This window comes from Kordiimonas sp. SCSIO 12603, from assembly GCF_024398035.1.
Classification (GTDB): Bacteria; Pseudomonadota; Alphaproteobacteria; order Sphingomonadales; family Kordiimonadaceae; genus Kordiimonas.
Window position 1 is genome coordinate 150,996 of the sequence record NZ_CP073748.1, and the last position, 24,005, is coordinate 175,000.

At 43.7% G+C, this 24,005-nt stretch carries 19 protein-coding genes, 1 tRNA gene, 2 rRNA genes and 1 pseudogene; 9 read left to right on the top strand and 14 right to left on the bottom strand.

Annotation, left to right across the window (positions count from 1 at the left end; translation table 11 throughout):
* Nucleotides 1-30: 30 nt before the first annotated feature.
* Nucleotides 31-1,215 (bottom strand): radical SAM/SPASM domain-containing protein, encoded by a 1,185-nt coding sequence (locus KFE96_RS00575; protein WP_255834075.1) that lies wholly within the window; start codon nucleotides 1,213-1,215, stop codon nucleotides 31-33.
* A gap of 427 nt (nucleotides 1,216-1,642) precedes the next feature.
* On the opposite strand from KFE96_RS00575, the gene KFE96_RS00580 reads away from it, so the two are divergent.
* The 3 genes from KFE96_RS00580 to KFE96_RS00590 all read left to right on the top strand — a co-directional run bounded on the left by KFE96_RS00580 (nucleotide 1,643) and on the right by KFE96_RS00590 (nucleotide 4,962).
* Entirely contained in the window at nucleotides 1,643-2,242 is a 600-nt protein-coding gene (locus tag KFE96_RS00580; RefSeq protein WP_255834076.1) for a hypothetical protein, read from the top strand.
* 608 nt (nucleotides 2,243-2,850) lie between these two features.
* Nucleotides 2,851-4,143 (top strand): type IV secretory system conjugative DNA transfer family protein, encoded by a 1,293-nt coding sequence (locus tag KFE96_RS00585; RefSeq protein WP_255834077.1) that lies wholly within the window; start codon nucleotides 2,851-2,853, stop codon nucleotides 4,141-4,143.
* Between the two features lie 9 nt (nucleotides 4,144-4,152).
* On the top strand, nucleotides 4,153-4,962 hold the full coding sequence (locus tag KFE96_RS00590; RefSeq protein WP_255834078.1) for a cell envelope integrity protein TolA: 810 nt from the start codon (nucleotides 4,153-4,155) through the stop codon (nucleotides 4,960-4,962).
* Nucleotides 4,963-5,011: 49 nt separating this feature from the next.
* Here the strand turns inward: KFE96_RS00590 and KFE96_RS00595 are convergent, their stop codons facing one another.
* Nucleotides 5,012-5,515 carry an antirestriction protein ArdA gene (locus KFE96_RS00595; protein ID WP_255834079.1) on the bottom strand — a complete coding sequence of 168 codons (504 nt, stop codon included), beginning with the start codon at nucleotides 5,513-5,515 and terminating at the stop codon, nucleotides 5,012-5,014.
* Between the two features lie 257 nt (nucleotides 5,516-5,772).
* Here KFE96_RS00595 and KFE96_RS00600 point away from each other — a divergent pair, with 257 nt between their 5' ends.
* Nucleotides 5,773-7,215 carry a hypothetical protein gene (locus KFE96_RS00600; RefSeq protein ID WP_255834080.1) on the top strand — a complete coding sequence of 481 codons (1,443 nt, stop codon included), beginning with the start codon at nucleotides 5,773-5,775 and terminating at the stop codon, nucleotides 7,213-7,215.
* A gap of 25 nt (nucleotides 7,216-7,240) precedes the next feature.
* Here the strand turns inward: KFE96_RS00600 and KFE96_RS00605 are convergent, their stop codons facing one another.
* Together KFE96_RS00605 and KFE96_RS00610 are read right to left on the bottom strand one after the other, a co-directional pair.
* Nucleotides 7,241-7,621, bottom strand: coding sequence for a hypothetical protein (locus KFE96_RS00605; RefSeq protein ID WP_255834081.1), 381 nt, complete (start codon nucleotides 7,619-7,621; stop codon nucleotides 7,241-7,243).
* 102 nt (nucleotides 7,622-7,723) lie between these two features.
* Complete coding sequence (locus KFE96_RS00610) at nucleotides 7,724-9,022, bottom strand: site-specific integrase (protein ID WP_255834082.1); 1,299 nt, start codon at nucleotides 9,020-9,022, stop codon at nucleotides 7,724-7,726.
* A gap of 484 nt (nucleotides 9,023-9,506) precedes the next feature.
* Here KFE96_RS00610 and KFE96_RS00615 point away from each other — a divergent pair, with 484 nt between their 5' ends.
* From KFE96_RS00615 to KFE96_RS00630, 4 genes are all read left to right on the top strand, one after another.
* Nucleotides 9,507-11,036: a type IV secretory system conjugative DNA transfer family protein gene (locus tag KFE96_RS00615; protein WP_255834083.1), complete on the top strand. Its 1,530-nt coding sequence runs from the start codon at nucleotides 9,507-9,509 to the stop codon at nucleotides 11,034-11,036.
* Nucleotides 11,036-11,398, top strand: a complete 363-nt coding sequence (gene mobC / locus KFE96_RS00620) for a plasmid mobilization relaxosome protein MobC (protein ID WP_255834084.1) — start codon at nucleotides 11,036-11,038, stop codon at nucleotides 11,396-11,398. The genes KFE96_RS00615 and mobC overlap by 1 nt, the downstream gene beginning before the upstream one ends.
* A 91-nt stretch (nucleotides 11,399-11,489) precedes the next feature.
* Nucleotides 11,490-13,220, top strand: a complete 1,731-nt coding sequence (locus KFE96_RS00625) for a relaxase/mobilization nuclease domain-containing protein (protein ID WP_255834085.1) — start codon at nucleotides 11,490-11,492, stop codon at nucleotides 13,218-13,220.
* A 22-nt stretch (nucleotides 13,221-13,242) separates the two neighbouring features.
* Nucleotides 13,243-14,049 carry a hypothetical protein gene (locus KFE96_RS00630; RefSeq protein ID WP_255834086.1) on the top strand — a complete coding sequence of 269 codons (807 nt, stop codon included), beginning with the start codon at nucleotides 13,243-13,245 and terminating at the stop codon, nucleotides 14,047-14,049.
* A 68-nt stretch (nucleotides 14,050-14,117) separates the two neighbouring features.
* Here the strand turns inward: KFE96_RS00630 and KFE96_RS00635 are convergent, their stop codons facing one another.
* Nucleotides 14,118-14,720 carry a hypothetical protein gene (locus KFE96_RS00635; RefSeq protein WP_255834087.1) on the bottom strand — a complete coding sequence of 201 codons (603 nt, stop codon included), beginning with the start codon at nucleotides 14,718-14,720 and terminating at the stop codon, nucleotides 14,118-14,120.
* 8 nt (nucleotides 14,721-14,728) lie between these two features.
* Nucleotides 14,729-15,019: a hypothetical protein gene (locus KFE96_RS00640; protein WP_255834088.1), complete on the bottom strand. Its 291-nt coding sequence runs from the start codon at nucleotides 15,017-15,019 to the stop codon at nucleotides 14,729-14,731.
* Nucleotides 15,020-15,190: 171 nt separating this feature from the next.
* Here KFE96_RS00640 and KFE96_RS00645 point away from each other — a divergent pair, with 171 nt between their 5' ends.
* A complete protein-coding gene (locus KFE96_RS00645; RefSeq protein WP_255834089.1) occupies nucleotides 15,191-15,772 on the top strand; it encodes a tyrosine-type recombinase/integrase in 582 nt (193 codons plus the stop codon).
* A 20-nt stretch (nucleotides 15,773-15,792) separates the two neighbouring features.
* On the opposite strand, the gene KFE96_RS00650 is transcribed toward KFE96_RS00645, so the two are convergent.
* The 8 genes and pseudogenes from KFE96_RS00650 to KFE96_RS00680 all read right to left on the bottom strand — a co-directional run bounded on the left by KFE96_RS00650 (nucleotide 15,793) and on the right by KFE96_RS00680 (nucleotide 23,745).
* Nucleotides 15,793-16,524, bottom strand: coding sequence for an abortive infection system antitoxin AbiGi family protein (locus KFE96_RS00650; RefSeq protein ID WP_255834090.1), 732 nt, complete (start codon nucleotides 16,522-16,524; stop codon nucleotides 15,793-15,795).
* Nucleotides 16,525-16,588: 64 nt separating this feature from the next.
* Nucleotides 16,589-16,735 (bottom strand): annotated as a pseudogene (locus KFE96_RS18230) (site-specific integrase); the annotation flags it as partial.
* 108 nt (nucleotides 16,736-16,843) lie between these two features.
* Nucleotides 16,844-17,947: a toll/interleukin-1 receptor domain-containing protein gene (locus KFE96_RS00655; protein WP_255834091.1), complete on the bottom strand. Its 1,104-nt coding sequence runs from the start codon at nucleotides 17,945-17,947 to the stop codon at nucleotides 16,844-16,846.
* A gap of 463 nt (nucleotides 17,948-18,410) precedes the next feature.
* Complete coding sequence (locus tag KFE96_RS00660) at nucleotides 18,411-19,040, bottom strand: hypothetical protein (protein ID WP_255834092.1); 630 nt, start codon at nucleotides 19,038-19,040, stop codon at nucleotides 18,411-18,413.
* Nucleotides 19,041-19,212: 172 nt separating this feature from the next.
* Nucleotides 19,213-20,397, bottom strand: coding sequence for a hypothetical protein (locus tag KFE96_RS00665; protein WP_255834093.1), 1,185 nt, complete (start codon nucleotides 20,395-20,397; stop codon nucleotides 19,213-19,215).
* Nucleotides 20,398-20,545: 148 nt separating this feature from the next.
* Nucleotides 20,546-20,622 (bottom strand) — tRNA-Met (locus tag KFE96_RS00670).
* A 173-nt stretch (nucleotides 20,623-20,795) separates the two neighbouring features.
* Nucleotides 20,796-20,910, bottom strand: a 5S ribosomal RNA gene (rrf, locus tag KFE96_RS00675).
* A gap of 88 nt (nucleotides 20,911-20,998) precedes the next feature.
* Nucleotides 20,999-23,745: ribosomal RNA gene (locus KFE96_RS00680) — 23S ribosomal RNA — on the bottom strand.
* Between the last annotated feature and the right edge of the window lie 260 nt (nucleotides 23,746-24,005).

Here is a 24,005-nt window from a genome sequence, read left to right on the forward strand (position 1 = left end):
GTACATCCTCAACAATTTTAAGAAACACTGTTAAATAGAAACCGACATAGTCAATCTCTGGTCCACTTCCTCGACGTCTATTACGTGAGTTACATATTCATAAAGTCGTTCAAACGTATCTTTGCGCGCAGAACAATATGTCGTTGGGGAGGAAAATTTCCTATCTACAGAATACCGGTGTTCTGCCAAGCCCCCTCTACAAATTCCAAGCCACTTACATTCTTTGCACTCTACAGGGGCGTCCGAAACACCTTTTGCAAGATCAGCCCATACTTCATGCTCCCTAAAATCTCTAAGCTTAGAAGAGGAAACATTAAATCCTGTATAGCGATAATTTTCGCTTAACGGAGTTAAAGCATCATCGGGGCACACGTCGCCATTACTCCGGATTGTAATAGCATCTTTAACATCTTTAAGAGCTCTTACCCTATACCTTGCTCCATCATTCGATAACATTGCAGCTAATGGTTCTGAGAATGCTCTAATATTTACGTCGCCATTATCATCCTCTAGCCACTGAGACATAGCCTGAGAATAAAACTCAGCAACCTTCTGTGTACGTTCTAAATCAAAGTCTACCCAACTCTGCTGTGGTGCAAGGAAGTCCAAGGACTTAAACCCAAGATCATGCACCATATGCTTATAGATTTCCCCACCATCACTTTCAGGGTTGATAACGACCAACCCGCCGGCACCAGGAAGCTTCCCACTTTTTCTTGCTTCCGTAATGTAGTTTAGCCCTTTAACTACCGCATCATAAGTACCTTTATTTTTTTTATCGATTCGATAGATATCATTGATATCACGCGGGCCATCCAAACTGATACCAACACCTACATCATAAATTGAGAACAAATCTATCCAACCTTCATCAATTAAGACTGCGTTAGTCTGGACAGCTAATTCAAGCGCACACAAAGGGCTAATATACTCGTTTAATATCTGGCAAATTTCTTCAAATCGCTTTTTCCCTATCATCAAAGGCTCACCCCCATGCAGAGAAATGTCGATTTGTTCTAAATCATAATCTTTTGCCGCTTGCGCTAGATATTTTGCTACATCACGAACAGTACTCATAGCAATGTAACTAGGGTCCTTTTTGTAGCTTTCATCACCGGCAAAGAAAAAATAACAATACTTACACTTTAAATTGCAAACCTCTGCCACCTTTAAAACAACAAACAGCTTACCTTTGCTATAATTCTGATCGTACATATACCTCCCCCAGCTTTATTAAAAATATAGACTAAGCTACATCATCCCCACCAAACACTCCTGTCCCTTTTTGAACACTATATTTTCGAGCGATTTCACAAATCCAACTGAAATCGTCAGCACCAAAAGGAAGACAAAAAACTCACAAAAGCGCTGGCGATAAATATCACCAGCACAAGTTTTTATTAACCGCGACCTGTTCTATTCCAACTGCTGTGACCGGCACCACCAGCAACAGCTTTTAGGTGCGACTTCATTAATTTGGTCAATTCTTTTTTCTTTTCAGTTTTACTTGACATTTCATTCTCCTATATATTTTCTCTTGATGAGAGTAGTATTAATGCACATCAAAGATAGTACTTCAACAACAATATACGATTTTAAAATTAAATATTCTACTTATGGGCGTTTTTCGGGAGGAGCTCTAATGAACCGACAAATCAATGTATTTGATGGTGCTAGACAATTTATGTTGCGCTGGGATTATTTTAAAACTCAAAAAGCACCCTCAGCACACGGGAGGCTAAAACTATCAACTAGAAGATCTCTAGCAGGAAATCTGAACCAAGAAGGAACCTCATACGCTTCCAGAAGCACCATGTTTTTCCCTAGCCAAGACGGCTTTTGGGACGCGGTTGAAGAAGGAGTAAAGCCTCTTGTGTTAAGCTTGGCTATTCATCACGACTTTATAACCTATACAAGCTGTGAAGGGCATCTCTACGCACAATCAAATGAAGACCCTGATGAAAGACATATAGGCATTATACCTAGATCTACTGAGGAATATCAAAGGTGCCTGAATTTACTAACCGATAGCTGTATAGATCATAACACTAAAAACGATAATTCGTCGACTTCAGCTAGAGTACTGGAGCATACCTTAATTGACTACGAAGAAAGGCTACCCGTCATAGATCTTATTCTAGAAAAAAAAGAAACAGCTAGTTGGGAAACATATTTTGATGAACTCGATTATTCGACAAAGACTTTAGCTGACTTTATTGACGCGAATTGTAAAAAAACCTAGCAAAACCCAAGACCATGACGGCTTAACTTTAACCACAAAGCAATGATCCAAAAGTATCAAATAGCCTGTTATTTGTATGATAGTTTTAGCACCTTTACTCTTAAAAAGTTGGTTTTTGATACTTTTGAAGTATTCCGATACAGTATGATTAAGAAATATCCTTTTGTTTAACTAAATAACCACCTTTCCGTCCCAACCCAAAAAGATGCCAAACGCAGGTTTCAAATGTATGATTGAGATGAAATATTCCTTCAAGACACAACATACGTATTCGCTCAAAGTATTTTATCCAATCGGCAATTAACTATGCAACTTATTAATCATACAGATTAACATTACCGAGTTGAAACTATATGTAAGTTATTTCTATTTACAGTACACCTTGAGCCCCTCGTGGGCGAATGGTCAAGTATGGTTAGGTGGCTGATATTCGGTTTTACCGAGTGTCAGTTTAAACACCCTAACCACCTGCTTGCCTGCGAACATAACGTTAGTTAAACAACAAACATAAAGAGTATTTATACAATCATATGTATTTGCAATGCAGTTAAATATGTTGTTACCTCACACATAGATAAGTCGAGACACTATGTGATTGGGGGATACACATGCTCGTACGTAATAGGGACTATCACACTCTGTCCGAAGAAGGTGTCTTTCTAGGCAATGATACTCCCGACAATACCGAAAAATTAAACGAACCAATTTGGTTCACTGGCGAAGGCTCTCTTGTCACTGTAGCGCCGCCAGGTGCGGGCAAAGGCCAGGCGCAAATTATCCCGAACTTGCTTCTCTATAATGGTCCAGCAATCGTGCTGGATATTAAAGGGGAGAACTATGACCTGACCCATGAATGGAGAAGGGACAACGTAGGACCAATCTATAAGTTCGCACCTTTTGAAAAAGACAGCCACCGCTATAACCCGCTTGATCTCATAGACCATAAAGATACGGCTAAGATATGGGACGATGCCAAACTGATAGCGACCATGCTAACGGTGCAATCCAGCAAGCCGGATTTCTGGGAAAATCGCGCGCAGGATATGCTTGCAGCTATTATCGCGCATGTTAAAACCCATTGCCGTGCCAGTGAACAAAACATGCAAACAGTACTGGATATGCTTTACCCCACAGAGAGCACATTGCAGTATATTGCGACGTCCATGCAGAACTCGCCGATCAAAGCGCTAGAACGCACCGGCAATATTCTAGAAACAATGCCTGAAAAGCAAAGAGAAGGCATCTTTGATAGTGCACGGCGGCATGTGGACATTTGGCAATCTGATCGTGTTAAAGATATCACATGCTCTACAGATTGGCTTCCACAGGACTTTTGGAAGCCACCCTACCCGACACTCTACATCTGTATCCCTGTAGGTCAGGTAAGTACCTACGCCTCTGTTTTAAGGGTCTTGATCGGCCAACATATTAAAGGACTAATCGATCATGCCCCCTCCAGAGAAGAGCGAGAGCAATTGAAGATACCACCTGCCTTGCTGTTAATTGATGAGATGCCGCAGCTTGGTTACATGCAGCCTATAGAATATTCAGTGGAAGTGGGGCGCAGTTATGGACTGCGTACATGGATGTTCATTCAAAGCTTAGGTCAGCTTCGTAAAGCCTATCCTGACGCGGATGGGCTTATGGAGATGTGCTATATCCAATCCTATATGAACCCAGAATTTGATACCGCAAAGCGCCTGTCTGATCGCCTTGGATCGACCGAGAGTTTATTGCGCGGCGGAAAACAAAAGATTGCTGAGCCTCAGGAGCTTATGGGGCCTGAATACGCAGATAAAATCATCACATTCGCACGCGGGGAAAAGCCTGCAAAGCTTACTAAACAGTTTGCCTTTGAACACCCACAGCTATCAGAGCAGATGGGCAAAACACGCACATAGGGGGATTAGATGAACGACATACATTCAAAATCGTCAAATGAACCAGAAGCAACTGGTGTCATGAGCCACCTCAAGCGCTCTGGTAAAGCATTTAAAGCATATCTCAGTAGAAAAGCTTTTGAGCATGCTGAACGCAATCGAAAGAGAGAAGCAGAATTAGAAGCAAGGCGTAAAGCAGAACAGAAAAAGCTTGCGCGCGAACAAGCGGAAGCAAAAGCGCAGCTGCAGACCCAAAGAGAACTCCGGCATAAACAACTGCTTGAAACACTATCAGATGATTTCAGTCAGCTAGAACATGACATGAGTGAAACGCTCAAGTTTATCGGCTCAAAAATGATCGGGCAGTACGTAATGCGGTTTCATGGTAAACTTGAGGGACACTCACTCAATCTAAATCAAAATGAAAGAGAGGTAAAAGCAGTCTTTACCGAAGGCGTTGGGTTATGCCTTCGCAGAACGGTTGCTGATATAAGCGAGCGGGAAGCGGGGGTTTTAAAACTCCTGAGCCTCATGAATACTTTAGACCTCATATCAGATAAATATTTTGGCTTTTGCCAATTATGCATTGTTTACAATGATGGCAAAACCAAACTACGGCGCAAGGCCGACGCTCCTACCACAAGACGTAGTGATGCTGCTATTTTTAAGCTGGTTGAAGTCTGGTTGGAACAAGAATCTGAAACACCGTACACAGCAGTAAATGAAGGGATTGCTACTCTCGGCAATATTAGGCAGGAAGTTAATGATCCTGAGTTAAGAGCTATTATTGAGAAAGAGCTCACTGGCGCACAAGGTTGGCTGCGTACTAATAGCTTGTAAATAAGATTACATAGCTGCCAGTACATAACTTATGTGAGAGCACTTACGGTTAGTGCCCCCAAGCAATATAACTGATGCCATCAATCTCTACTTCAGTGACATCACCACTGATTACTAAGTCACGGGCAAAGGCTTCAGTATCGAAGTAGCAGCGCAAGTTCTCAGGTATTTCGTCCAGCATACCAGTTTCTTCAATGAACTGTTCCGCATATTCCTGTGCTGAACCTTCGAACAAGCATACATCATCCATATGGTCTAGCACTTCATCTATGCTGCAATTTAGATCTTCAGCCAGATAGAGTGCTTTTATAAAATCATCACCAAATAGGCCTTCAAAGTCGTCAAACCATTGTTTGAGGTTAGCTTGATTGACGCATAGTGCTTCAAAGAGTTTGTAGTTGTCACCATCAATGAATTGGATTTCATATTCTTCAACAGGACTGCCATGCGCATTTGTGTGGTTCGCGGCTTTCTCAGCATATTCATCATATGTTTTAAAATAAAAACCAGTAGCGCTGATGTCATACGGTGTTGCGTGATAGATGTTTGTCATTGCCTTTTTCCTTGCTTTGTTTGCAAGGGGGCTCTTGGCCACTAAGACAAAACAGCAACTGTCTTCTCGGTTTGGTGCGGAAGATCAGTTGAAGGGGTGGCTGTGGCTAATAAAAGGGCTCACTCAAAGCAAGAGAAAGGCGGCAAATTTATACCATAATTTATGCGCAACCATGGTGTGTATCTGATACAATTATTAAATTAGTTACTGTCTGCTTTCGAGCCAAAGCGGACTCAATATTAAATTTGAAAGTAAATATGTTTATCCGAGAAATCACAAGAAGGCGGTTTGATGCATTGTGTTATGCAAAGATGCCTACTCTTCGATATATAGCTTGTGAGGTTGCATGGTATGAAGCAATTGATGGAAAGCTACTTTGCACAATTACCAAGGATCTTACTGACGGCGATTATGGGTTTGTTATTTTAGGTCGAGATTCTCGACGACTATTTCGGGCAATCTCTCTATGTAAGAATTTTTATCCTTCACCAGCTGACACATACCCGCACCTTTTAGAGGCTCTCGAGCAGTTCGCCGAAGATGGTAAAGACATTTACCCTCAAGGTGATGAAGTCATCCCGCCGAACGAGATTTTCGATAGGGTCGTCGATGAAGACAAGATACACCCGTATTTTAAAATTCTTAGGGATGAGCCTCATCAAGAGGCTGCACGCAATATAATTAAAGAAATTGCCTATTCATTCATTGATGTTGATGGTCATTATATCAAGGAGTTTCAGGGGCGAAATTTTGACGCACGTCTGTGGGAATTATTTTTGCATACATATTTTTACCATGCAGGATTTGAACGTCAGACTGAATATGATGTACCCGATTATTTGTTGAATAAACTGGGGTATCAGGTGGCTGTGGAAGCGGTTACTGTCGGTGCAAATGAAGCTTTTGATCAAGATTTTCCTCTTGATGGTGTTGCGACCATTGAACTCAATCAGAACTATGCACCTATAAAGTTTGGCAGTGCATTATGGAGTAAGGTCACTCGAAAAAATCCATACTGGGAAATGGAACAGGTAAAGGGAAAGCCCTTTATTCTGGCGGTTCATGATTATCATCGTCCGGCAGGCAACGGTAATCTTGGCTCTATGACATATACCAAGGCTGGCTTAGGGGCCTACTTGTACGGGCAACGTGATGTTGTCGTTGTGAAAGATGGGAAAATAGCCGGTCCTAAAATAATTGAAGGCCCGAACGGTCCTGAACCGGAGATTGAACAGATAATAGAACATTGCTTTGAAGGAAAGACTATTCCATCCAACTTTTTCTCACTACCTGAAGCAAAACATGTGTCTGCTGTGATTTTTTCAAATGGGGCTACGCTTACAACCTTCAATCGGATGGGCAAACTGGCAGGATTAGGTAGCCAAGATATTAAGATGATCCGTAAAGGAATGTGCGCAAGCGAACATGGGCCAATTCCATTTTCAGTTGACGTTGATGACCCAAACTATGAAGAGGCTTGGGGAGACACCATTGTAATGTACCATAATCCCAATGCTTCTATACCAGTCAATCCAGAAACATTTCCTGATATCGCTCATGTTCATATCAATCCTGAAGATGGTCATCCTTATGAATTTGCGCCCGCTGGGCACATTTCAACGTCCGTAACTTTCACAATTAGACCAGTAGATGGTGATACTTATGATGAAGCAATGGAACAGGGTCAGTCTATTGAATGAGTAACGCCGACAAAAAACTCAGAAGTTACTCAGAACATTTCAGCCTCCCGAAATCAGGATTTATGTTCTGATTAGTTAGCCAACTATTCAACTTGTGAATATCAATATATAGGCGCTTTTCACCTTTCTTAATTACTGCTTCTTCAAGGCCGTTCCAGTGACGTCTTCTCAGCCAATGTTCTAACTGTGGCGCTTTAATGAAACCAACTTCTAATATTTGCTCTTTGGTACGAAGATTACGAAAATCAGATACCTCATCCTTGTCCAAGGATAACCATATATTGAAGCGGTCAATATCGATCCATATTCTACCGTCTATCTGTACCACCGCTGAAGAGAGCATATTGGTGTCTCGATGAAACAACCAATCCCGGATTGTTCCCGCCTTAAAAGCTGGTGCTTGCATGACCAAGTCATCCACGCCAATTAAATTTTCAAAGTTTATCTTTTTGATACGTCTTACCCACCATCATAAATTGTACACAGTTCGTATATGCAATTATGATAATCAGGTAACTGACACCTTCTCAAAGCGTGACGGAGCCTCTTTCTCAGTAAGTACCGTAAAGGACAGTTTGTTTAGTAAACCACGTAGATGTTCGTTTGAAAGATGCTGGTATCTTTCCGAGGACTTCATCGATTTGTGATGCAAGGCATCCATAATCTCTTTCTGTCCCGCCCCCATCATACTCAAGTAACTGGCTGTCGTATGCCGCAAGTCGTGCCAACGAAAGTCTTGAAGACCAGCATCACGTATGGCGTGGTAAATCCTTCTCTTGAAATCAAAAGGCTTAGTCCCGTCTGTATTATGAAACACAAGAGGCGAGTCATAGCGACGTTCTTCATAAAGAATTTTCAGCACCTCAAATGCTTCTTTTGAGATAGGTTTGAGGCGAGGCGACTTATCGTTCTTGGTGCTTTTGAGGTGAAGCACCGCTCTGTTCATATCCACGATTACTATAGGATGTTCGATTAAGTTATTTTCCTCCCAAACTAGATTGTTGGCCTCAGACACGCGTAGTCCTGTACCTAGCTGGATCACAAAAAGATAGTATGCCCAAAGTGGCTTGTTATCTTTGATCTGCGGTTTGTTAACCTGATCTAACAGTGCATCAATAAGACGAGGTAGTTCGTAAGCCCTCGGAAATTTCATCCTAGCTTGCTGCTGCTCCTTTTTGTTCAACTCATCCCAGTGCCAAGCTTCCTCCTCACCTGGCCATAAATGAAAATGGTCCGATAAAAAGCGGTCACGTTCATTGTTAACCTCTAACTTTTTTATCTTTTGGACAGGGTTACTTGAAGCCCACTCCCATTCATTGATGGCAACATTGTAGAGAACGCCAAGCTGATCCATGTAGTGTTGGACAGTCTGCGGCGCTCTAACTCGAATAGAACCATCAGGATTACGTTTAGGGGCTGGCTTTCCCGGTTTTGAATGACTGTAGAAGGCGGGTTCTTTCATCAGAAGGTTTCTTAGGCGCAGCAGTTCTTCAGAGCGCAATGTATCCATAAATCTGTCACCTAGATGCTCAACCCACCATGTCAGCAGATACTTCACCCTGTGATATGTGCGCTCAGGCATTCGTTCTTCAAGATAACGTTCAACACACTCTGAAAGGGTGTATTGCTTGTGTGTTTTTATACCTGCTATAATTTTTTCAGATTGATGTTCCTGATCTCGCGCCCATAGTTTTGCATGAGACAATGCTCTAAACGATTTGGAATAAGGCTTTGCCCCTTTGATTTTTATTTCAGCTTTGTATCGAACTTCGCCCTTCGATGTATAATACTTCCTGAAATATGCCATTCATAACACCCTCCTGTCAGTTTTCAAATTAGTGGATTATGTGGTCGACCTTTAGCGACCAAACTGTCCATTTCACTGTTTTGATTCTATGCGGAAATAATGCGGAACGGTATTCAAAAATGTAACCGTTTACTCAGTATACAAAACTTTTTTTCGGTAAGTACGTCAGGAATTAAACGATTGAAAATTAAAGACTTTCTCCATACCTGTATGGAGAAAACGAATTTCCCTGGAGCTCTTCAAATCCTTTCGGGCGCGCCATTTTAAAAAATATTTTTCCCTAATAATTCAAAGAGTTCCTGAGATCAGAAATTCAAGTTCACACTCCATGCGGAATATATGCGGCCGGAGCTTTTTTTACCTCACTTTTTTGCATCTTTTTTAAGCAATACGAGCCTTAAAAACACACTGCCATCAGTGCTCGTTTTTTCTCAAATCCATAACCCTCCATAGGCGCAATGAAGCGCTGATAGGAGGAAAACCCATGAAACTATTTTTAACACTCTTTTGGACCAGCGGTGCGGCCGTCAGCGTAATGTTTATTACCAACATAAGCGCTCTAGCGTTTCCAACATTCCAGCTTCTTATCTGGTTTGCCTGTGCTGTCATTGTTGGTGGATTGCTCACTGCCTTCTGCTATGAAGTAAAACGCTTTGTAGAGAAGTTTAGAGGTAACACTCTGGCCTCAGCTCGCTTCGGAACCGCTAGCGAACTGAACCAAGGTGGTCTTAACAAAAAGGAAGGCCTGATCGTTGCCAAGGTTGGCAGCAAACTTTTACGCTTTAACAAACCCGGGCATCTAATCACCATATCCAAAACCAGAGGCGGTAAAGGTGTAAGCAGCGTCATACCCAATTTGCTTGATCATAAAGGCTCGGTCTTCTGTGTTGATATCAAAGGTGAGAACTTCGCCATTACAGCCAAACGCCGCGCGGAGTTTAGCACTGTGTTTAATCTTGCCCCGTTCGAGGCACGCTCTCACTGTTATAACCCGTTAGACTTCATTCGCCTTGGCGCTGATGAAATTGATGATGCATCTCTAATTGCAAATTTGATTGTAGTTCCAGGTGAAGTCTCGGTTGATAGCTTCTGGGACAAAGAAGCCAGAAGCCTGATTACTGGCCTTATCCTCTATGTGGTTCGCCATAGACCTAAAGAGAAGCAGAACCTCGCTGAAGTTCGTAGGCTGCTAACGCTCGGCGAAACGGATCTCGACGAAGTTCTAGATCTGATGATGCACTCACCTCATGACTGGATCAAACGTGCAGCCACGGCCTTCAGTCAAAAAGCAGAAAAAGAACGTAGCGCCGTTATCTCCACCGCCCAAAGCCACACCAAGGTATTTGATAGCCAAAGACTGACGGATATCACCAGCCACAGTGACTTCAGGTTGGAAGACATCAAGAAGGAAGTCATCAGCCTGTACCTGAATATCCCACCGCATCAGATAGCGGTTTACAAACCATACCTGCGTTTGATGGTTGGCCTTACTCAAGCTGCCATGACCCGCAGTGAGTTTAAACCAGCAAAGCCTGTCTTGTTCCTGCTAGATGAGTTTCCAGCTTTAGGCAAAATGCCCATAAACGGTTTTGCTTATCTTGCTGGCTATGGTGTTAGTCTATGGGTGTTCACCCAGAGCATAGGCCAGCTACAAGCTATCTACGGCAAGCAAGCAGATGCTATTCTATCCAACTGCGCCGTAACGCAAGTATGGTCCGTAGCGCCTGCTGATTTTAAGACGGCGGACCATATATCTCGCACCCTTGGCGATACTATGGTGACGACCTACAGCGAAACACGCTCACAGCGCCATATGTTTGCAGCCCATAGAAGCTATAGCGATAACCGTAATCAACGTACCCGTAAGCTGTTAACGCCTGATGAGATACTCTGTCTGCCGGAAAGCATGACACTACTATTTATCTCTGGAATGCGACCATTCCTTGTAAATCGTGCAATCTACTATAAAGATAAAGCTTTCAAGGGAATGTTTGGCAGTTGGGGAGCTGAATAATGGCACGACCTAAGAAGATTGAAAAACAGCCACGACCAATAAGACTTTACACCTATGTATCTGGTGAAGAAAAAGCCCAGATACAGGAAGCGGCTGATATGGCAGATTTACGCATATCCGTATTCTTGAGAAAGCTAGCCCTCGCTCAACAGATACGCCCCGCCAAAAGCCGTCAGAGTCAGGAGCTTATCCAAGCACTGAGCAAGTTAGGCGCTGATCTCAATAGAGTTGGTAACAACATCAATCAGCTCGCTCATGCGGCCAATATGGAGAAGTTTCCTAAAGAGCATGTGCTGCTGGACGCTAAGACTGCGCTTGATGGTGTGCTGGGTGAAATAACCACGGCTATCAAAGAGGCTTAAGGTGTTCCATGAACAAGCAATGGATACAGAATACACACGAGCCTCAATCAAGTAGACAGGCGTTAATAGTAATGCCCTCGGGGGCTCCCCGATGATAGCCAATGAGATAGCGTTTGGGGAAAGCTTTCAGGCTAACATTCACTATAACCTGTATGGCAATAAAGCTGAACCCAACCCTCATAAATGCGCGTGGCATGTATCGAAGAACATGTTCACTGATGATCTGGATGCTGCTGGCAAGATAATGGAGGCCACGGCTTCAGCTAGTCGAGCATCTAAACCAGCTTATCATTTCTCAATTGATTGGGACCGCTCTGAAGAGAGATTTCTTAATCAGGAGAAGTGTATTGAAGCTGCTGACAAGGTTCTTGAGAAGATTGGCCTCGCTGAGCATCAAGCGCTCTACTTTTGGCATGTGGATGCCAACCATCCTCATATGCATGTTGTGGTTAACCGTGTGAGTGATCACACCGGTAAAGCCTGGGATATGTGGAAGTCGAAAGAGAACCTTGAACGCGCCACACATGAAGTTGCTAAGGAAATGCAATTCCTTGAGGTTCCCGGCAAACACAATGAAATGGGGTATGAGCGCGACAAGAACAAAGATGCTAATCGCAGTCGCAGTGAGCGAGCTACAGAAGCAGAGCTGAAGCCTTGGTCAAAAGAAAAGATACCCGGCATTAAAACCAAGATTGGTAATGCTTTTTATCACTCTGAAAGCTGGGATGAGTTAGCTGACACTTTAGCAGATTTTGGGTACGAACTGCGCACCAAGGGCCAGGGTTTGATCATTACTGATGGTCATAATTACACCCAACTCTCCAAAATGGGCAAGCAAGTACGCCTAAAATCACTGGAAGAAAAGTTCGGCGAAACGTTTGCTGAACACACTGGCAAAAACCCGCTTAATCCAGTGGATGAACACAGCCCCGAAACATCCCTTGAGGAACTTCCTGACGAAATAGACCGTGAGCTAAAACGCCAAGTTGACCGACTGGAGAAACAACAAACACAAAACCAAGACATAGAAGGTCGAGGTTCAACGGACATTAGGGTCATACAGCTTATCAATGTGTTGGACAACATTGATCGCTTTGAGGGCTTGTGGAACCAGAAGCAAACCGCTGCAGAGATGATGATGGCCGACAAGAAGGTGAAACAACAGCATTCTCTATTGGAAAAAGCCAAAGGCTTATTGGAGATTCACAAACAGGCTGGAATTGACCTGATATTCAGCTCTTACAAAAAGCCGGTCGAGGATAAGAGCTTGAACACCGTCAAAAAGATTGATGAGGCTCTGAAGAACATAGGAAAATACAGGCCGAAAAAATCAGGAATAGCTACACCGAAAACTATTCTCAAACAACGACGAACCGAACACCTCATTAAGGTACTTAAATGGCGTAGAAAGAAGATAGAAAAGGAACAAAGACGCGCCAAACGTCATAACAAGGAACGCAAACGCGAGCTTAAGGCGAAAAACAAACAGCAGTTTGACCGCAAGCAGATTTATCGCATCTGCAAGCTGCGTGAGGCCAGTGACCGCGTCACCAAACGCAAGATCGAACTGAGCGATGCACAGACAAAACTACGTCAGAGCGTCAAAGCGAACGAACGCAACATAGCCACCAAACAACATCTGAAAGACTGTAGGCGCTCTCTGATCAGAAACATGCCCAAAGAGGCAATTATGAACGCTGATGTTTCTTGGGAAGAAAAAAAGCGCCTATTCAATGTTTGGTATGCCGAACGTGATCTGGAACGCGCCAAAGAGCGTGATCGCCAGTTTGAGCAAGACCGCGATATTGAACTGGATGATTAAACAAACAGTAGGAGGAAAACCAATGGTTAAAAAGAGACATCTAAATGCTGAGGAATTGAGAATTTATGAGGAATTTGAAGCCGAGTATAAAGAAGATATCAAAGTTGCAAAGGCTCGCCTGAAAGAATTAGAACAAGACCCAGAATACGATGGCAGTATCTACGTCCAACATGACTGTGATGGTATGGAGGGGAGTGATGGAACCTTGCATGCACTCAATGAGATGCTAGTTGAAGATGGCTTCATGCCAAGCATTAGCCCGTTTGATGTAAAACACAAAAGTAAAGATAGGTTTTCATTTGTGTTAATGCGTGAGGATGGAATTGATCCGATAGCATTCCACGCAAGGGAAGAAAACATTGAACGTATGAGTATGGCACGACAGAAAGAGCTAATTGCTGAATATGAAGCTGCTGAGCAGCGTTTCAGCCTCGTAGAAAGCCTGCTGGATAAACCCTATCTTGAAGACAGTCATACCGATTGTGAGAAGATTAGGAAACAATCTCATGACGAAATGATCACACTGGGGCACCAAATCATCATTGAAGAAAACAAATTCAACGAAAAAAGACCTGGTGTCAAAAGGGACTATTTTGGTGATCGCGCAAAAGAAGAACAAAGACACGAGGAAACAATTCAGAAGAGCATGGCTGCGTTGGACAAAGAAACAGAACAGAATGAAGAACTAGAACTAACCGCTGAAGAAGTGATACATTCTGATCTGTCTTGGGAAGAAAAAAAGGAACTGTTTGCCAAGCTTCATGCAGAGACTAAAGCCAAGGAAAAAGAGCAAGGACTGGCAAAAGATAAAGATGAGCTTGAAATGTAGCAGTTTATACTATTGACGCTCCATGCAACAGTATTGTACATAGTGTTGCATCAATATAACCTATTGTTTTAATTAGTTAATTTAAGAAATTCCTGAACATATCTTGCAGGTATCGTCATTCTGTAATCATTGGTATTTTGATAAGTTCTACGCTTTAGCTCTAACTTGTCATGAGTACTAAAGCCAAAGTCACTATATTTACGTCCATTGCTGGACGGTGCGGAAATTGTAAAAAGAAGCCCGTTATGTGCTGCTTCTTCCATCATTTCCAAGGTAAGCTCAGCGTGAACATATTCAGTTCTGTAACCAGCTTCGTTTTCGTACTCGCCACCACTGTATGTAGAGTTAATCTTGTTACCTAATGCATCAACCACAGTGTCATATTTACGGGCCTTATCATCCCTATACTCCACACTTGCAAAGAACCTGTAGAAAATCACTTCACCCTTGAGGTTCTTCTGTGCAGACAAGCCACCATGAGCATCTAGGGAATAAACTATCTGAGGGCCACGAATATACTCACCTTCAGGCTTGGCTATACGCTTGGAAACCTCTGAGTATGTTGCTGAATCCATGTCGTGAAATCTCTCGACAGGATAGCTGAAGTTTGCATTGTTACAGGCAGCAAGCATTGCTACTGCGAGTATTGATGATGTTTTGAGCAGTTTCATTGGTTTTCCTATCTTGCGTAAGTCCAGCCAGAAGATGTTTTTGTAATCCGTACATTTTGCTGGCGGCGTGTTTCTGGATAAGGGCCTCGCGCTGGAACAACTTCAATAAAGCTGCATTCCCAAATACCGTCCCCGGTATCGGAACAGCGAAAGTTTTCCATGTTCACAGGACTTAAATTGAGACCAGAGGAACGAGCGAGCATAATAACTGCCGCTTTACCTGGCTCAGACGAACTAGATTGTTCACATGCAGATAGTGAAAATGCGGCCAATAACAGACCAAATAACCTGAACTTCATAAAAACCCCCGTGGATAAGGATTAGAGACATATGAGGCCCATACCTCATGCAACACTATGTACAAGAGTGTTGCATCAGCACCTCGTGGGGGTGAGGTTAATTACGGGGTTAAATTGCTGTTTTAGAGGTGGTTTTCTGTACAAAACATCAGGGAGCAGCAAGAATGGTTTATGAAGAACACATATTCACTCTACAACGCGCAAGGTAAACGGCTTTATCTTACCCTTGATGAACGTAAAGCCTTCTTTGAAGCATCCAAGCACCGGCCTGATAAGGTTAGAACCCTCTGCCAGCTTTTATATTATACCGGATGCCGTGTTAGCGAGGCGCTGAATTTAACTGCTGACCGAGTAGACATGGCAGGTGGTGAGATTGTTATTCAATCTCTCAAGAAACGCAGCACCACACCTCATTACAGACCCATTCCTGTACCTATGGCGTTTTTGGAAGAGTTGGCCATTGTGCATGGCTTAAAGAGCGATACTGACCACAAACTATGGAGTTGGTCTCGCTCGCACACTTGGCGACTGATTAAAGCAACAATGGATCAAGCTAACATCAATACCCAGATGCCATATGGAACTTGTAAAGGGCTAAGGCACTCGTTTGGAATACATGCTGTTACCCACAACGTACCGCTCAATATTGTGCAATCAATGCTAGGCCATGCGAACATGTCCACCACAGCTATCTATGTCGATGCTGTGGGGGACGAAAGGCGAGAATTGGTTAGTAGGATGTGGAGTCAATAAAACCGATTTGTGGAAAGATGCTATTCCAGAACCGATGCTTCATATATTTTAAGTTCACAGTTCATCCCTTTGGCGAGTTTATCACCAAGGGTTTTAAAGTTATCTGGTACAACTATGAATGCAACATCATCTGAACTGAATTTGAATATCGGATAGCTTGTTTTATTCCGCATGTAAAAGCAACTCATCCCAGGTTCATGAGGTTTATTACTCCCTGCAAAAGGCAGTGAGTTGAAAGTTAACCTCCATTCACGCTGATAGTAGGTTACATATTCTGAATCATCCTCGTTTCGATATGAGTATTCCTGAAGAAAGCCTGTCACCTGCTGAAGTGCAACTGTTTCATCTTCCTTAAATGAATAGTCGCCAAAGGCTTCTTTCCACTCCCTATCCTTTTCTAAATCTTCCATTCGAGACAGAAGCTCAGTTAACTTTTTAATGCGATCAAAATGTTGTTTGGTTGTGTAGAGTGCGGGGTTTGCTCCATACTCGATCATACTTTTCTTATTGAAGCCTATACCAAAACGTCCAAATATCGCACAATGCTCCTTAGCAAACCTCAATGGAATGTCCGTGAAACAAACCATAGCTGACTCTTTTTTGAACTGATCGCTTACATAATTGGGGCAATAGCTTAGTCGTAGAATCTTTTCTTGGCAGATCGAAGTCAATGCTTGCATCGCACTCTCATCATTTTGCGCTCGACCTGTCCAGTGCACTAGTTCATTACTAACATAGTTACGCGACTTCATATTTCACCCATCATTTGCTCGTGTCTCAGCTTCATTACAAGTATTGAAACATTCAATTTTCGTGTCAAACTGTAAGAGGTTTTCTTTTACGCACATTCACGAGGCTATCTTTCAGATGTGCGGCATAGTGTTTTTTAATCATCTCAACACTGGTGCGGCAGTTCTTAGCTACTTGGTAAATGTCGCCTCCCTCCAGCAGCCGGAAGCATATAAGCTTTGGGCCTTCTAGGTTTTCCAACTACGATCAAACCTCAGCTTTTGGATATTAGCTCCAGTTTGTACGGAAGACGTGGGACTAAGTTAAAATACTAACTGCCATCTATTTCCATTCATTCCGCTCACGCTCCTGCGCACCAGTTTTTATTACGGCGATATCAATATCGTGTTCATTAATATCCGAAGATTTTCTAAAAACCACCTTGCTCTTGTATATACCAAGATCAAACAACGGCTTTAATCCTTTACCATCTACAGAAACAACTCCTGGCGCTAAATAATAAGTTTTATAACGCCTATAAAACTCTTTAAACATCTCCAGGTTATTGGCGCCTGGCGGAGGATTCATTCGATTAATCCTACTTATCGTCATCAGTAAATCACCGTCAAATTCATATCCTGCTGCCTTGTAACGCTCAATTGCCGTTTCAGGATCAGAACTCACATGTACAGAGTAACCGTCTTCTTCTCCATCTATAGGGCCTTCTATGATAGATATTCTGATTTCTTCGAACTCGTCATTTTGGCCATACCGCTCGTGCCAACCTTTAAATATTTTTCGAGCAGCCTTCTCATTTTGAAAAGCTAAACCCATAATTGGTGGTGCATCAGGATGGATGGCGTAAAATGTCCCACTCCATTTCGCATCATTCCAAAGTTCAACATCGATAGGACTGGTTAAATACATTGTAGGGTCTGTTTTAACTGGTTTATTTTCTAGTGGTCTGCGTTTACCTAAAACTGGCTTTTTTATTTTTGGCTGGTTTGTTAAACGCCTATATAACTCTTCATAGCCGTCATCCGTACTCACTTCATAACTGGTAACACCTTGAAGCGGTGTCGGTATGAATTTTCGATTGTCCTTATGCAGAACAACGGGAATGAAGCGCGTGTTGATCGACCCTTCATTATAAAAGTGTTGGTAAATTAAATTACCTTCCCATCGGACACCAAGCCCTGCGCCTTCAACTTCTTCGCCCATCACCCGTTTGTAATAAGTCTCGGTACAAATCAGTATTACGTATTTAGCATCCCGAATCTTTTTATCCATCCAACGTGGCCAGCCTTCAGCGGGAGATTCTTCATACTGGTCCAATACACAATCCACGCCCTCGGATCGAAGTTTGTTTGACAACTCTAATACTGCCTCGACGTGATCCACGGAATCGTGACTATAACTAATAAAAACTTCTTCACTTACTTCCATGATCATCCTCGGAAATTATCTTTTATTATATGTACTTAATACTTATTCATCTACGAGAATAGGTCAACTTCAATTCAAAAGGATGCCTTCTTTTTACGCACATCCACAAGGCTAGCATCAATCATATCTTTGAGGTGCACGGCATAGTGCTTTTCAATTATTTCCACACTGATGCGGCAGTTTTTGGCTACTTGGTAGATGTTAAACACTGTGATAAACGACGGGAATTGGTTACTCGGATGTAGAATCTTTGCGGGGCTTGAAATTATAAAAAACCACACCTACAATATTAGTTGAATATTAAGTTACATCTGATCGTTAACTCATGTTTTTGATCATTTATTATGTTTTACAAATCCGGCCGTTGGTCGTGGTGTTGGGAATTTCCCCTGTGCACCTCGGCAGAATCAGGGGTTGGAGATATACAATGCTTACAGCTTTTTATATTGTAAGTGCATGGATTTTAGTGGGTGTCGCTTGCGGTATCTATGTCCACTTCAAGCGATGATTTTTTTACCTCTTTTTTCTTAGTTTCATGAGAAAGAAGAGGTACTCCTTTTTTCATATTTTTTAACAAAGCTTTTTGTTCCTTAAATTCTTGGTTCTTCTTCGCTCTTTCAAAAGCTCTTGTTTGCTGTTTATTTAACTTATCCATACGTAAATCATGACTCGATTGATCAATCTTTTCTGATACCCCTCCGACCCAATTATTAAGTAAACGCGTTGGCCACACAATAACCGCACTTAAGCTTCCAAAAAATAACTTCAACAGTTCCGCTATAGACGAAAGAATTTCACCAGCTGTATCAAAAAGAGCAAACAACGCTGCCTTGAACCCTTCAATAATAGGGCTATTGACAACAGACTCCTTTAACACCTCTCTTAACCATTTTTTCATCTCTGAAATTTTCATACCTGTAAAAGGCTTGGCCAGTATTAGACACATGTAATAAGCGATAAAAAGCAGAAAAATCGCAATCAAAACAGCTAATAAGCTTGATAGGAATGAAAATAAAACCTCTTTACTCAAGAGCCATTCTAAAAAATCGAACATAAAGCCTAATGGGCCTTCTTTCATTTCTTCAAAAGACATCTTTTCCCCTACAAATGAAATTTTGTTAAATTATTACTCAAAAACCCTTAATACACACCAAGATACAACTATAAATAACGATGTCGCAATTTAAAAATAGTATTGCCGATAATTTTGAATACAACAGCCCAAGAATAAGCATGAGCTCAGTAGTTAGAATTTTAATATGCTATTAAATTTTCTTCTTCCTGACATTGACGAGACTAGCATCGATCATATCTTTGAGGTGCGCAGCATAGTGTTTCTCAATCATCTCAACGCTGGTGCGGCAGTTCTTAGCCACTTGATAGATGTCGGCTCCTTCGAGTAGCCGGAAGCATATATAACTATGACGCAAGCTGTAGGCCGTGCGGGCTTTCCCGCTACGATCAAACTTCAGCTTTTCTGCGTGTAGGATGCCGTTCAGCATCTTCTTAAAGTCTGAGGGGAACAAACGATCCGTTTGTTCAGGATTATTACGGTCCAGCATACGCTCATATGGGCGCACCGCCCCCGGCATGCTTTTACAAAACCCGATACCGCGCTTCCCGCGTACTTCTATCTCTAAGATAGTCTCGCCTGTAGCTTCGTCGTCTACAATCTCTATGTCTCTATATTCAAGACGTTTAGCTTCATCAGGGCGAAGGCCAGTGTTCGCCATGATCAGTACATAGTCGTGCAGTTGTTCCGCATACCATTTATAGCGAGGGTTCTTAGGATTAGCTGCATTACGCCGTGTGGCTTCATAAAACTGTTTATATTCTTTTTGCGTGAACCAGGGGCGGTGTTCCACCTTGCTCTGGCGTCTGTAAGGGTCAGACAGGTCTGGAATAAAATCTATCCAACCATGACGCTGTGCTGTCTTCAACACCATGCTCATGGTTACTATCTCATTATGGATTGTATTACGGGCTGGATGCTTCCAGGGCTTGGGCTCAAGCTTGTCATAGTCAAAGTGATCATCATCCCAATTCTTGGGCTTGGTCATACGGTGAACGCGATACTCTTGTCCTACACCCGATGTAATCTCCTTGAGAGGTTTACTCCCTAAGAAAGGCAGTAGATGCAGGCGAAGCCTGTCTTTATGTCCTTGAACCCACTTAGGGCTTCTACGGCCGTTGGTAATAACCTCATATTCAATCTCGAACTTCTTAGCGGCATCACGGAAGGTTTTGCCGGAAGCAAGCTCTCCATGACGTTTCTTATTACGAAGTTCCAAGTACCAGTCTTCTGCAACCTCTTTGGCAGCAGAAAGACTTTTCTGTTTAGTAGACTTACGGCGCTCTTTACCTGCAAGGTACGTAGACGCGTGCCAGGCACCGCCTTCTATGCGGCGGTATAATCTAACTTTGTCACCTAGAATCCGGTGTATTTCCATGATGCATTCCCCAAAATGCGTATGAAAGATGCGTGTGTGCTTTTGTGTGATACTTGTGCGAGCCTAACAGCAGGAGATTCTTGCTGTCAAATTTCACGCTGCGGACAACAAAAAACCCTTACAGAACAATGTTCTATAAGGGTTTAATTGGTTGCGGGAGTAGGATTTGAACCTACGACCTTCAGGTTATGAGCCTGACGAGCTACCGGGCTGCTCCATCCCGCGTCAATTATGTTTGTCACCCGTCCGAAGTATCGCTTAGCGATGTCATTCTCCGATGTGACGCGGCTCAAGGCTGTTATTTTCAGCTGAACCACTTAATACAACAAAACCGGCACATGGCCGGTTTGCTGTTTTTTGATATTGATGAAGATGTTTATGTCTTTACTCTTTAGTAGATCTGGCGGCGACCTACTCTTCCGCGGCTTAAGCCGAAGTACCATCGGCGCGAAGCCCTTTCACTTCCGAGTTCGAGATGGGATCGGGTGGGACAGGCTTGCTATAACCACCAGATCAACGAAAGAGTAAAGATTTTTGCGTTTTATGCATGCTTGAGAATGATCAATTGTATTTAAAAGTTTTGTTCTCTGTCTATGGAGAGGCTCTGAAGCCTATCGAGCAATTAGTATCAGTTAGCTTCACACATTACTGCGCTTCCACACCTGACCTATCAACGTGGTGGTCTTCCACGGCTCTCAGAGAGACCTTATCTTGAAGGGGGCTTCCCGCTTAGATGCTTTCAGCGGTTATCCCGTCCGAACATAGCTACCCTGCAATGCAGCTGGCGCTACAACAGGTCCACCAGAGGTTCGTCCACCCCGGTCCTCTCGTACTAGGGGCAGCTCTTCTCAAGTCTCTTGCGCCCACGGCAGATAGGGACCGAACTGTCTCACGACGTTCTAAACCCAGCTCACGTACCTCTTTAATTGGCGAACAGCCAAACCCTTGGGACCTGCTCCAGCCCCAGGATGAGATGAGCCGACATCGAGGTGCCAAACACTGCCGTCGATATGAGCTCTTGGGCAGTATCAGCCTGTTATCCCCGGCGTACCTTTTATCCGTTGAGCGATGGCCCTTCCACACAGAACCACCGGATCACTATGACCTACTTTCGTATCTGTTCGACCTGTCAGTCTCACAGTCAGGCAGGCTTATGCCATTGCACTCAACGATCGATTTCCAACCGATCTGAGCCTACCTTCGCGCGCCTCCGTTACCATTTGGGAGGCGACCGCCCCAGTCAAACTACCCGCCACAGTGGGTCCTAGATCCAGGTTCATGGATCGTAGTTAGATATCAGAGACAACAAGGGTGGTATTTCAAGGGTGGCTCCACAAGAACTGGCGTCCCTGCTTCAAAGCCTCCCACCTATGCTACACATGTTATCCCTAATACCACACTGAAGCTGTAGTAAAGGTGCACGGGGTCTTTCCGTCTAACCGCGGGTACTCCGCATCTTCACGGAGAATTCAATTTCGCTGAGTCTGTGCTGGAGACAGTGGGGAAGTCGTTACGCCATTCGTGCAGGTCGGAACTTACCCGACAAGGAATTTCGCTACCTTAGGACCGTTATAGTTACGGCCGCCGTTTACCGGGGCTTCAATTCGCAGCTCTCACTACTCCTCTTAACCTTCCGGCACCGGGCAGGCGTCAGACCCTATACGTCGTCTTGCGACTTCGCAGAGCCCTGTGTTTTTAGTAAACAGTCGCCACCCCCTCTTTTGTGCCCCCACCAAAAAGTTGCCTTAATGGTGGGCCTCCTTCTCCCGAAGTTACGGAGGCAATTTGCCGAGTTCCTTCAGCACAGTTCTCTCAAGCGCCTTGGTATGCTCTACCATCCCACCTGTGTCGGTTTCGGGTACGGTCTATATGATGGTGCTATTTCCTGGGACAACTTCGCGGCAGATCCAATCCAATAAGGATCTACAACTTACGTCATCCGTCACATTCCATCAGGTACAGGAATATTAACCTGTTTCCCATCGACTACGCTTTTCAGCCTCGCCTTAGGGGCCGACTCACCCTGCGCGGATTAGCCTTGCGCAGGAACCCTTGGGATTTCGGCGAGAGTGTCTCTCACACTCTTTATCGCTACTCATGTCAGCATTCTCACTTCTGATATCTCCAGCATGGCTCACGCCACACCTTCGCAGACTTACAGAACGCTCCGCTACCACTTGATCATAAGATCAAATCCACAGCTTCGGTATATGTCTTTAGCCCCGGTACATCTTCGCCGCAAGACAGCTTATTTAGACCAGTGAGCTGTTACGCTTTCTTTAAATGATGGCTGCTTCTAAGCCAACATCCTGGTTGTTTTGGCCGTCTCACATGCTTTCCCACTTAGACATAATTTAGGGACCTTAGCTGGTGGTCAGGGCTGTTTCCCTCTCGACTACGGACCTTAGCACCCGCAGTCTGTCTCCCGGATAGTACTCAACGGTATTCGGAGTTTGGTTAGAATTGGTAAGGCTCGCGCCCCCCGCATCCATCCAGTGCTCTACCCCCGTTGGTATTCATCCGAGGCACTACCTAAATAGTTTTCGCGGAGAACCAGCTATCTCCCGGCTTGATTGGCCTTTCACCCCTAGTCACAAGTCATCCCCGTCTTTTTCAACAGACGTGGGTTCGGTCCTCCAGTGCATGTTACTGCACCTTCAACCTGCTCATAACTAGATCGCCGGGTTTCGGGTCTAATGCATTTAACTCGGTCGCCCTATTCAGACTCGCTTTCGCTACGCCTACACCTAACGGCTTAAGCTTGCTAAATACACTAACTCACTGACCCATTATACAAAAGGTACGCCGTCACACCACATGGGTGCTCCGACTGCTTGTAGGCATTCGGTTTCAGGTACTATTTCACTCCCCTTATCGGGGTACTTTTCACCTTTCCCTCACGGTACTGGTTCACTATCGGTCGTATAGTAGTATTTAGGCTTGGAAGGTGGTCCTCCCATGTTCAGACAGAATTTCACGTGTTCCGCCCTACTCAAGGCTATCTTCTTCGGCTTCCCATACAGGACTATCACCTACTCTGGTCAAGTTTCCCAACTTGTTCTGGTACCTCAAAAGATAACACTGGCCTGGTCCCCGTTCGCTCGCCGCTACTAGGAGAATCTCTGTTGATGTCTTTTCCTCCGGCTACTTAGATGTTTCAGTTCGCCGGGTTCGCCTCATATAGCTATGTATTCACTATATGATACCCAAAAAAGGGTGGGTTTCCCCATTCGGACATCCGTGGATCAAAACTTACTGGCAGTTCCCCACGGCTTTTCGCAGCCTGTCACGTCCTTCATCGCCTCTATACGCCAAGGCATTCACCAAATGCCCTTAATTCACTTGAGAGCTCCTCCATATCCAGAGAGCAAAACTCTCTTTTAAGATCAATCACGGCTGCTCCTGCAAAAGCAAAAGCGCAGATCAATGTCCACTCCGTTCACCTATAACGGCCGGCAAGCTATTATAAAATACTAGGGGATTTCAAAGACTGCATGATCAACCAGACTGTTTTAAGATGGCGTGCCAAAAGGCACAAACAGTCGATACAAAGGATCAAAATCAGCATGCATGTAGGTTGTTACTCTCATTAAATAACAACACTACTA

Coding starts and splice junctions, on each gene's coding strand:
- KFE96_RS00580 (WP_255834076.1), top strand. CDS start 1,643: ATGAACCGACAAATCAATGTATTTGATGGTGCTAGACAATTTATGTTG.
- mobC (WP_255834084.1), top strand. CDS start 11,036: ATGGCACGACCTAAGAAGATTGAAAAACAGCCACGACCAATAAGACTT.
- KFE96_RS00585 (WP_255834077.1), top strand. CDS start 2,851: ATGCTCGTACGTAATAGGGACTATCACACTCTGTCCGAAGAAGGTGTC.
- KFE96_RS00600 (WP_255834080.1), top strand. CDS start 5,773: ATGTTTATCCGAGAAATCACAAGAAGGCGGTTTGATGCATTGTGTTAT.
- KFE96_RS00630 (WP_255834086.1), top strand. CDS start 13,243: ATGGTTAAAAAGAGACATCTAAATGCTGAGGAATTGAGAATTTATGAG.
- KFE96_RS00635 (WP_255834087.1), bottom strand. CDS start 14,720: ATGAAACTGCTCAAAACATCATCAATACTCGCAGTAGCAATGCTTGCT.
- KFE96_RS00595 (WP_255834079.1), bottom strand. CDS start 5,515: ATGACAAACATCTATCACGCAACACCGTATGACATCAGCGCTACTGGT.
- KFE96_RS00655 (WP_255834091.1), bottom strand. CDS start 17,947: ATGGAAGTAAGTGAAGAAGTTTTTATTAGTTATAGTCACGATTCCGTG.
- KFE96_RS00615 (WP_255834083.1), top strand. CDS start 9,507: ATGAAACTATTTTTAACACTCTTTTGGACCAGCGGTGCGGCCGTCAGC.
- KFE96_RS00640 (WP_255834088.1), bottom strand. CDS start 15,019: ATGAAGTTCAGGTTATTTGGTCTGTTATTGGCCGCATTTTCACTATCT.
- KFE96_RS00605 (WP_255834081.1), bottom strand. CDS start 7,621: ATGCAAGCACCAGCTTTTAAGGCGGGAACAATCCGGGATTGGTTGTTT.
- KFE96_RS00650 (WP_255834090.1), bottom strand. CDS start 16,524: ATGAAGTCGCGTAACTATGTTAGTAATGAACTAGTGCACTGGACAGGT.
- KFE96_RS00665 (WP_255834093.1), bottom strand. CDS start 20,397: ATGGAAATACACCGGATTCTAGGTGACAAAGTTAGATTATACCGCCGC.
- KFE96_RS00610 (WP_255834082.1), bottom strand. CDS start 9,022: ATGGCATATTTCAGGAAGTATTATACATCGAAGGGCGAAGTTCGATAC.
- KFE96_RS00575 (WP_255834075.1), bottom strand. CDS start 1,215: ATGTACGATCAGAATTATAGCAAAGGTAAGCTGTTTGTTGTTTTAAAG.
- KFE96_RS00660 (WP_255834092.1), bottom strand. CDS start 19,040: ATGTCTTTTGAAGAAATGAAAGAAGGCCCATTAGGCTTTATGTTCGAT.
- KFE96_RS00590 (WP_255834078.1), top strand. CDS start 4,153: ATGAACGACATACATTCAAAATCGTCAAATGAACCAGAAGCAACTGGT.
- KFE96_RS00645 (WP_255834089.1), top strand. CDS start 15,191: ATGAAGAACACATATTCACTCTACAACGCGCAAGGTAAACGGCTTTAT.
- KFE96_RS00625 (WP_255834085.1), top strand. CDS start 11,490: ATGATAGCCAATGAGATAGCGTTTGGGGAAAGCTTTCAGGCTAACATT.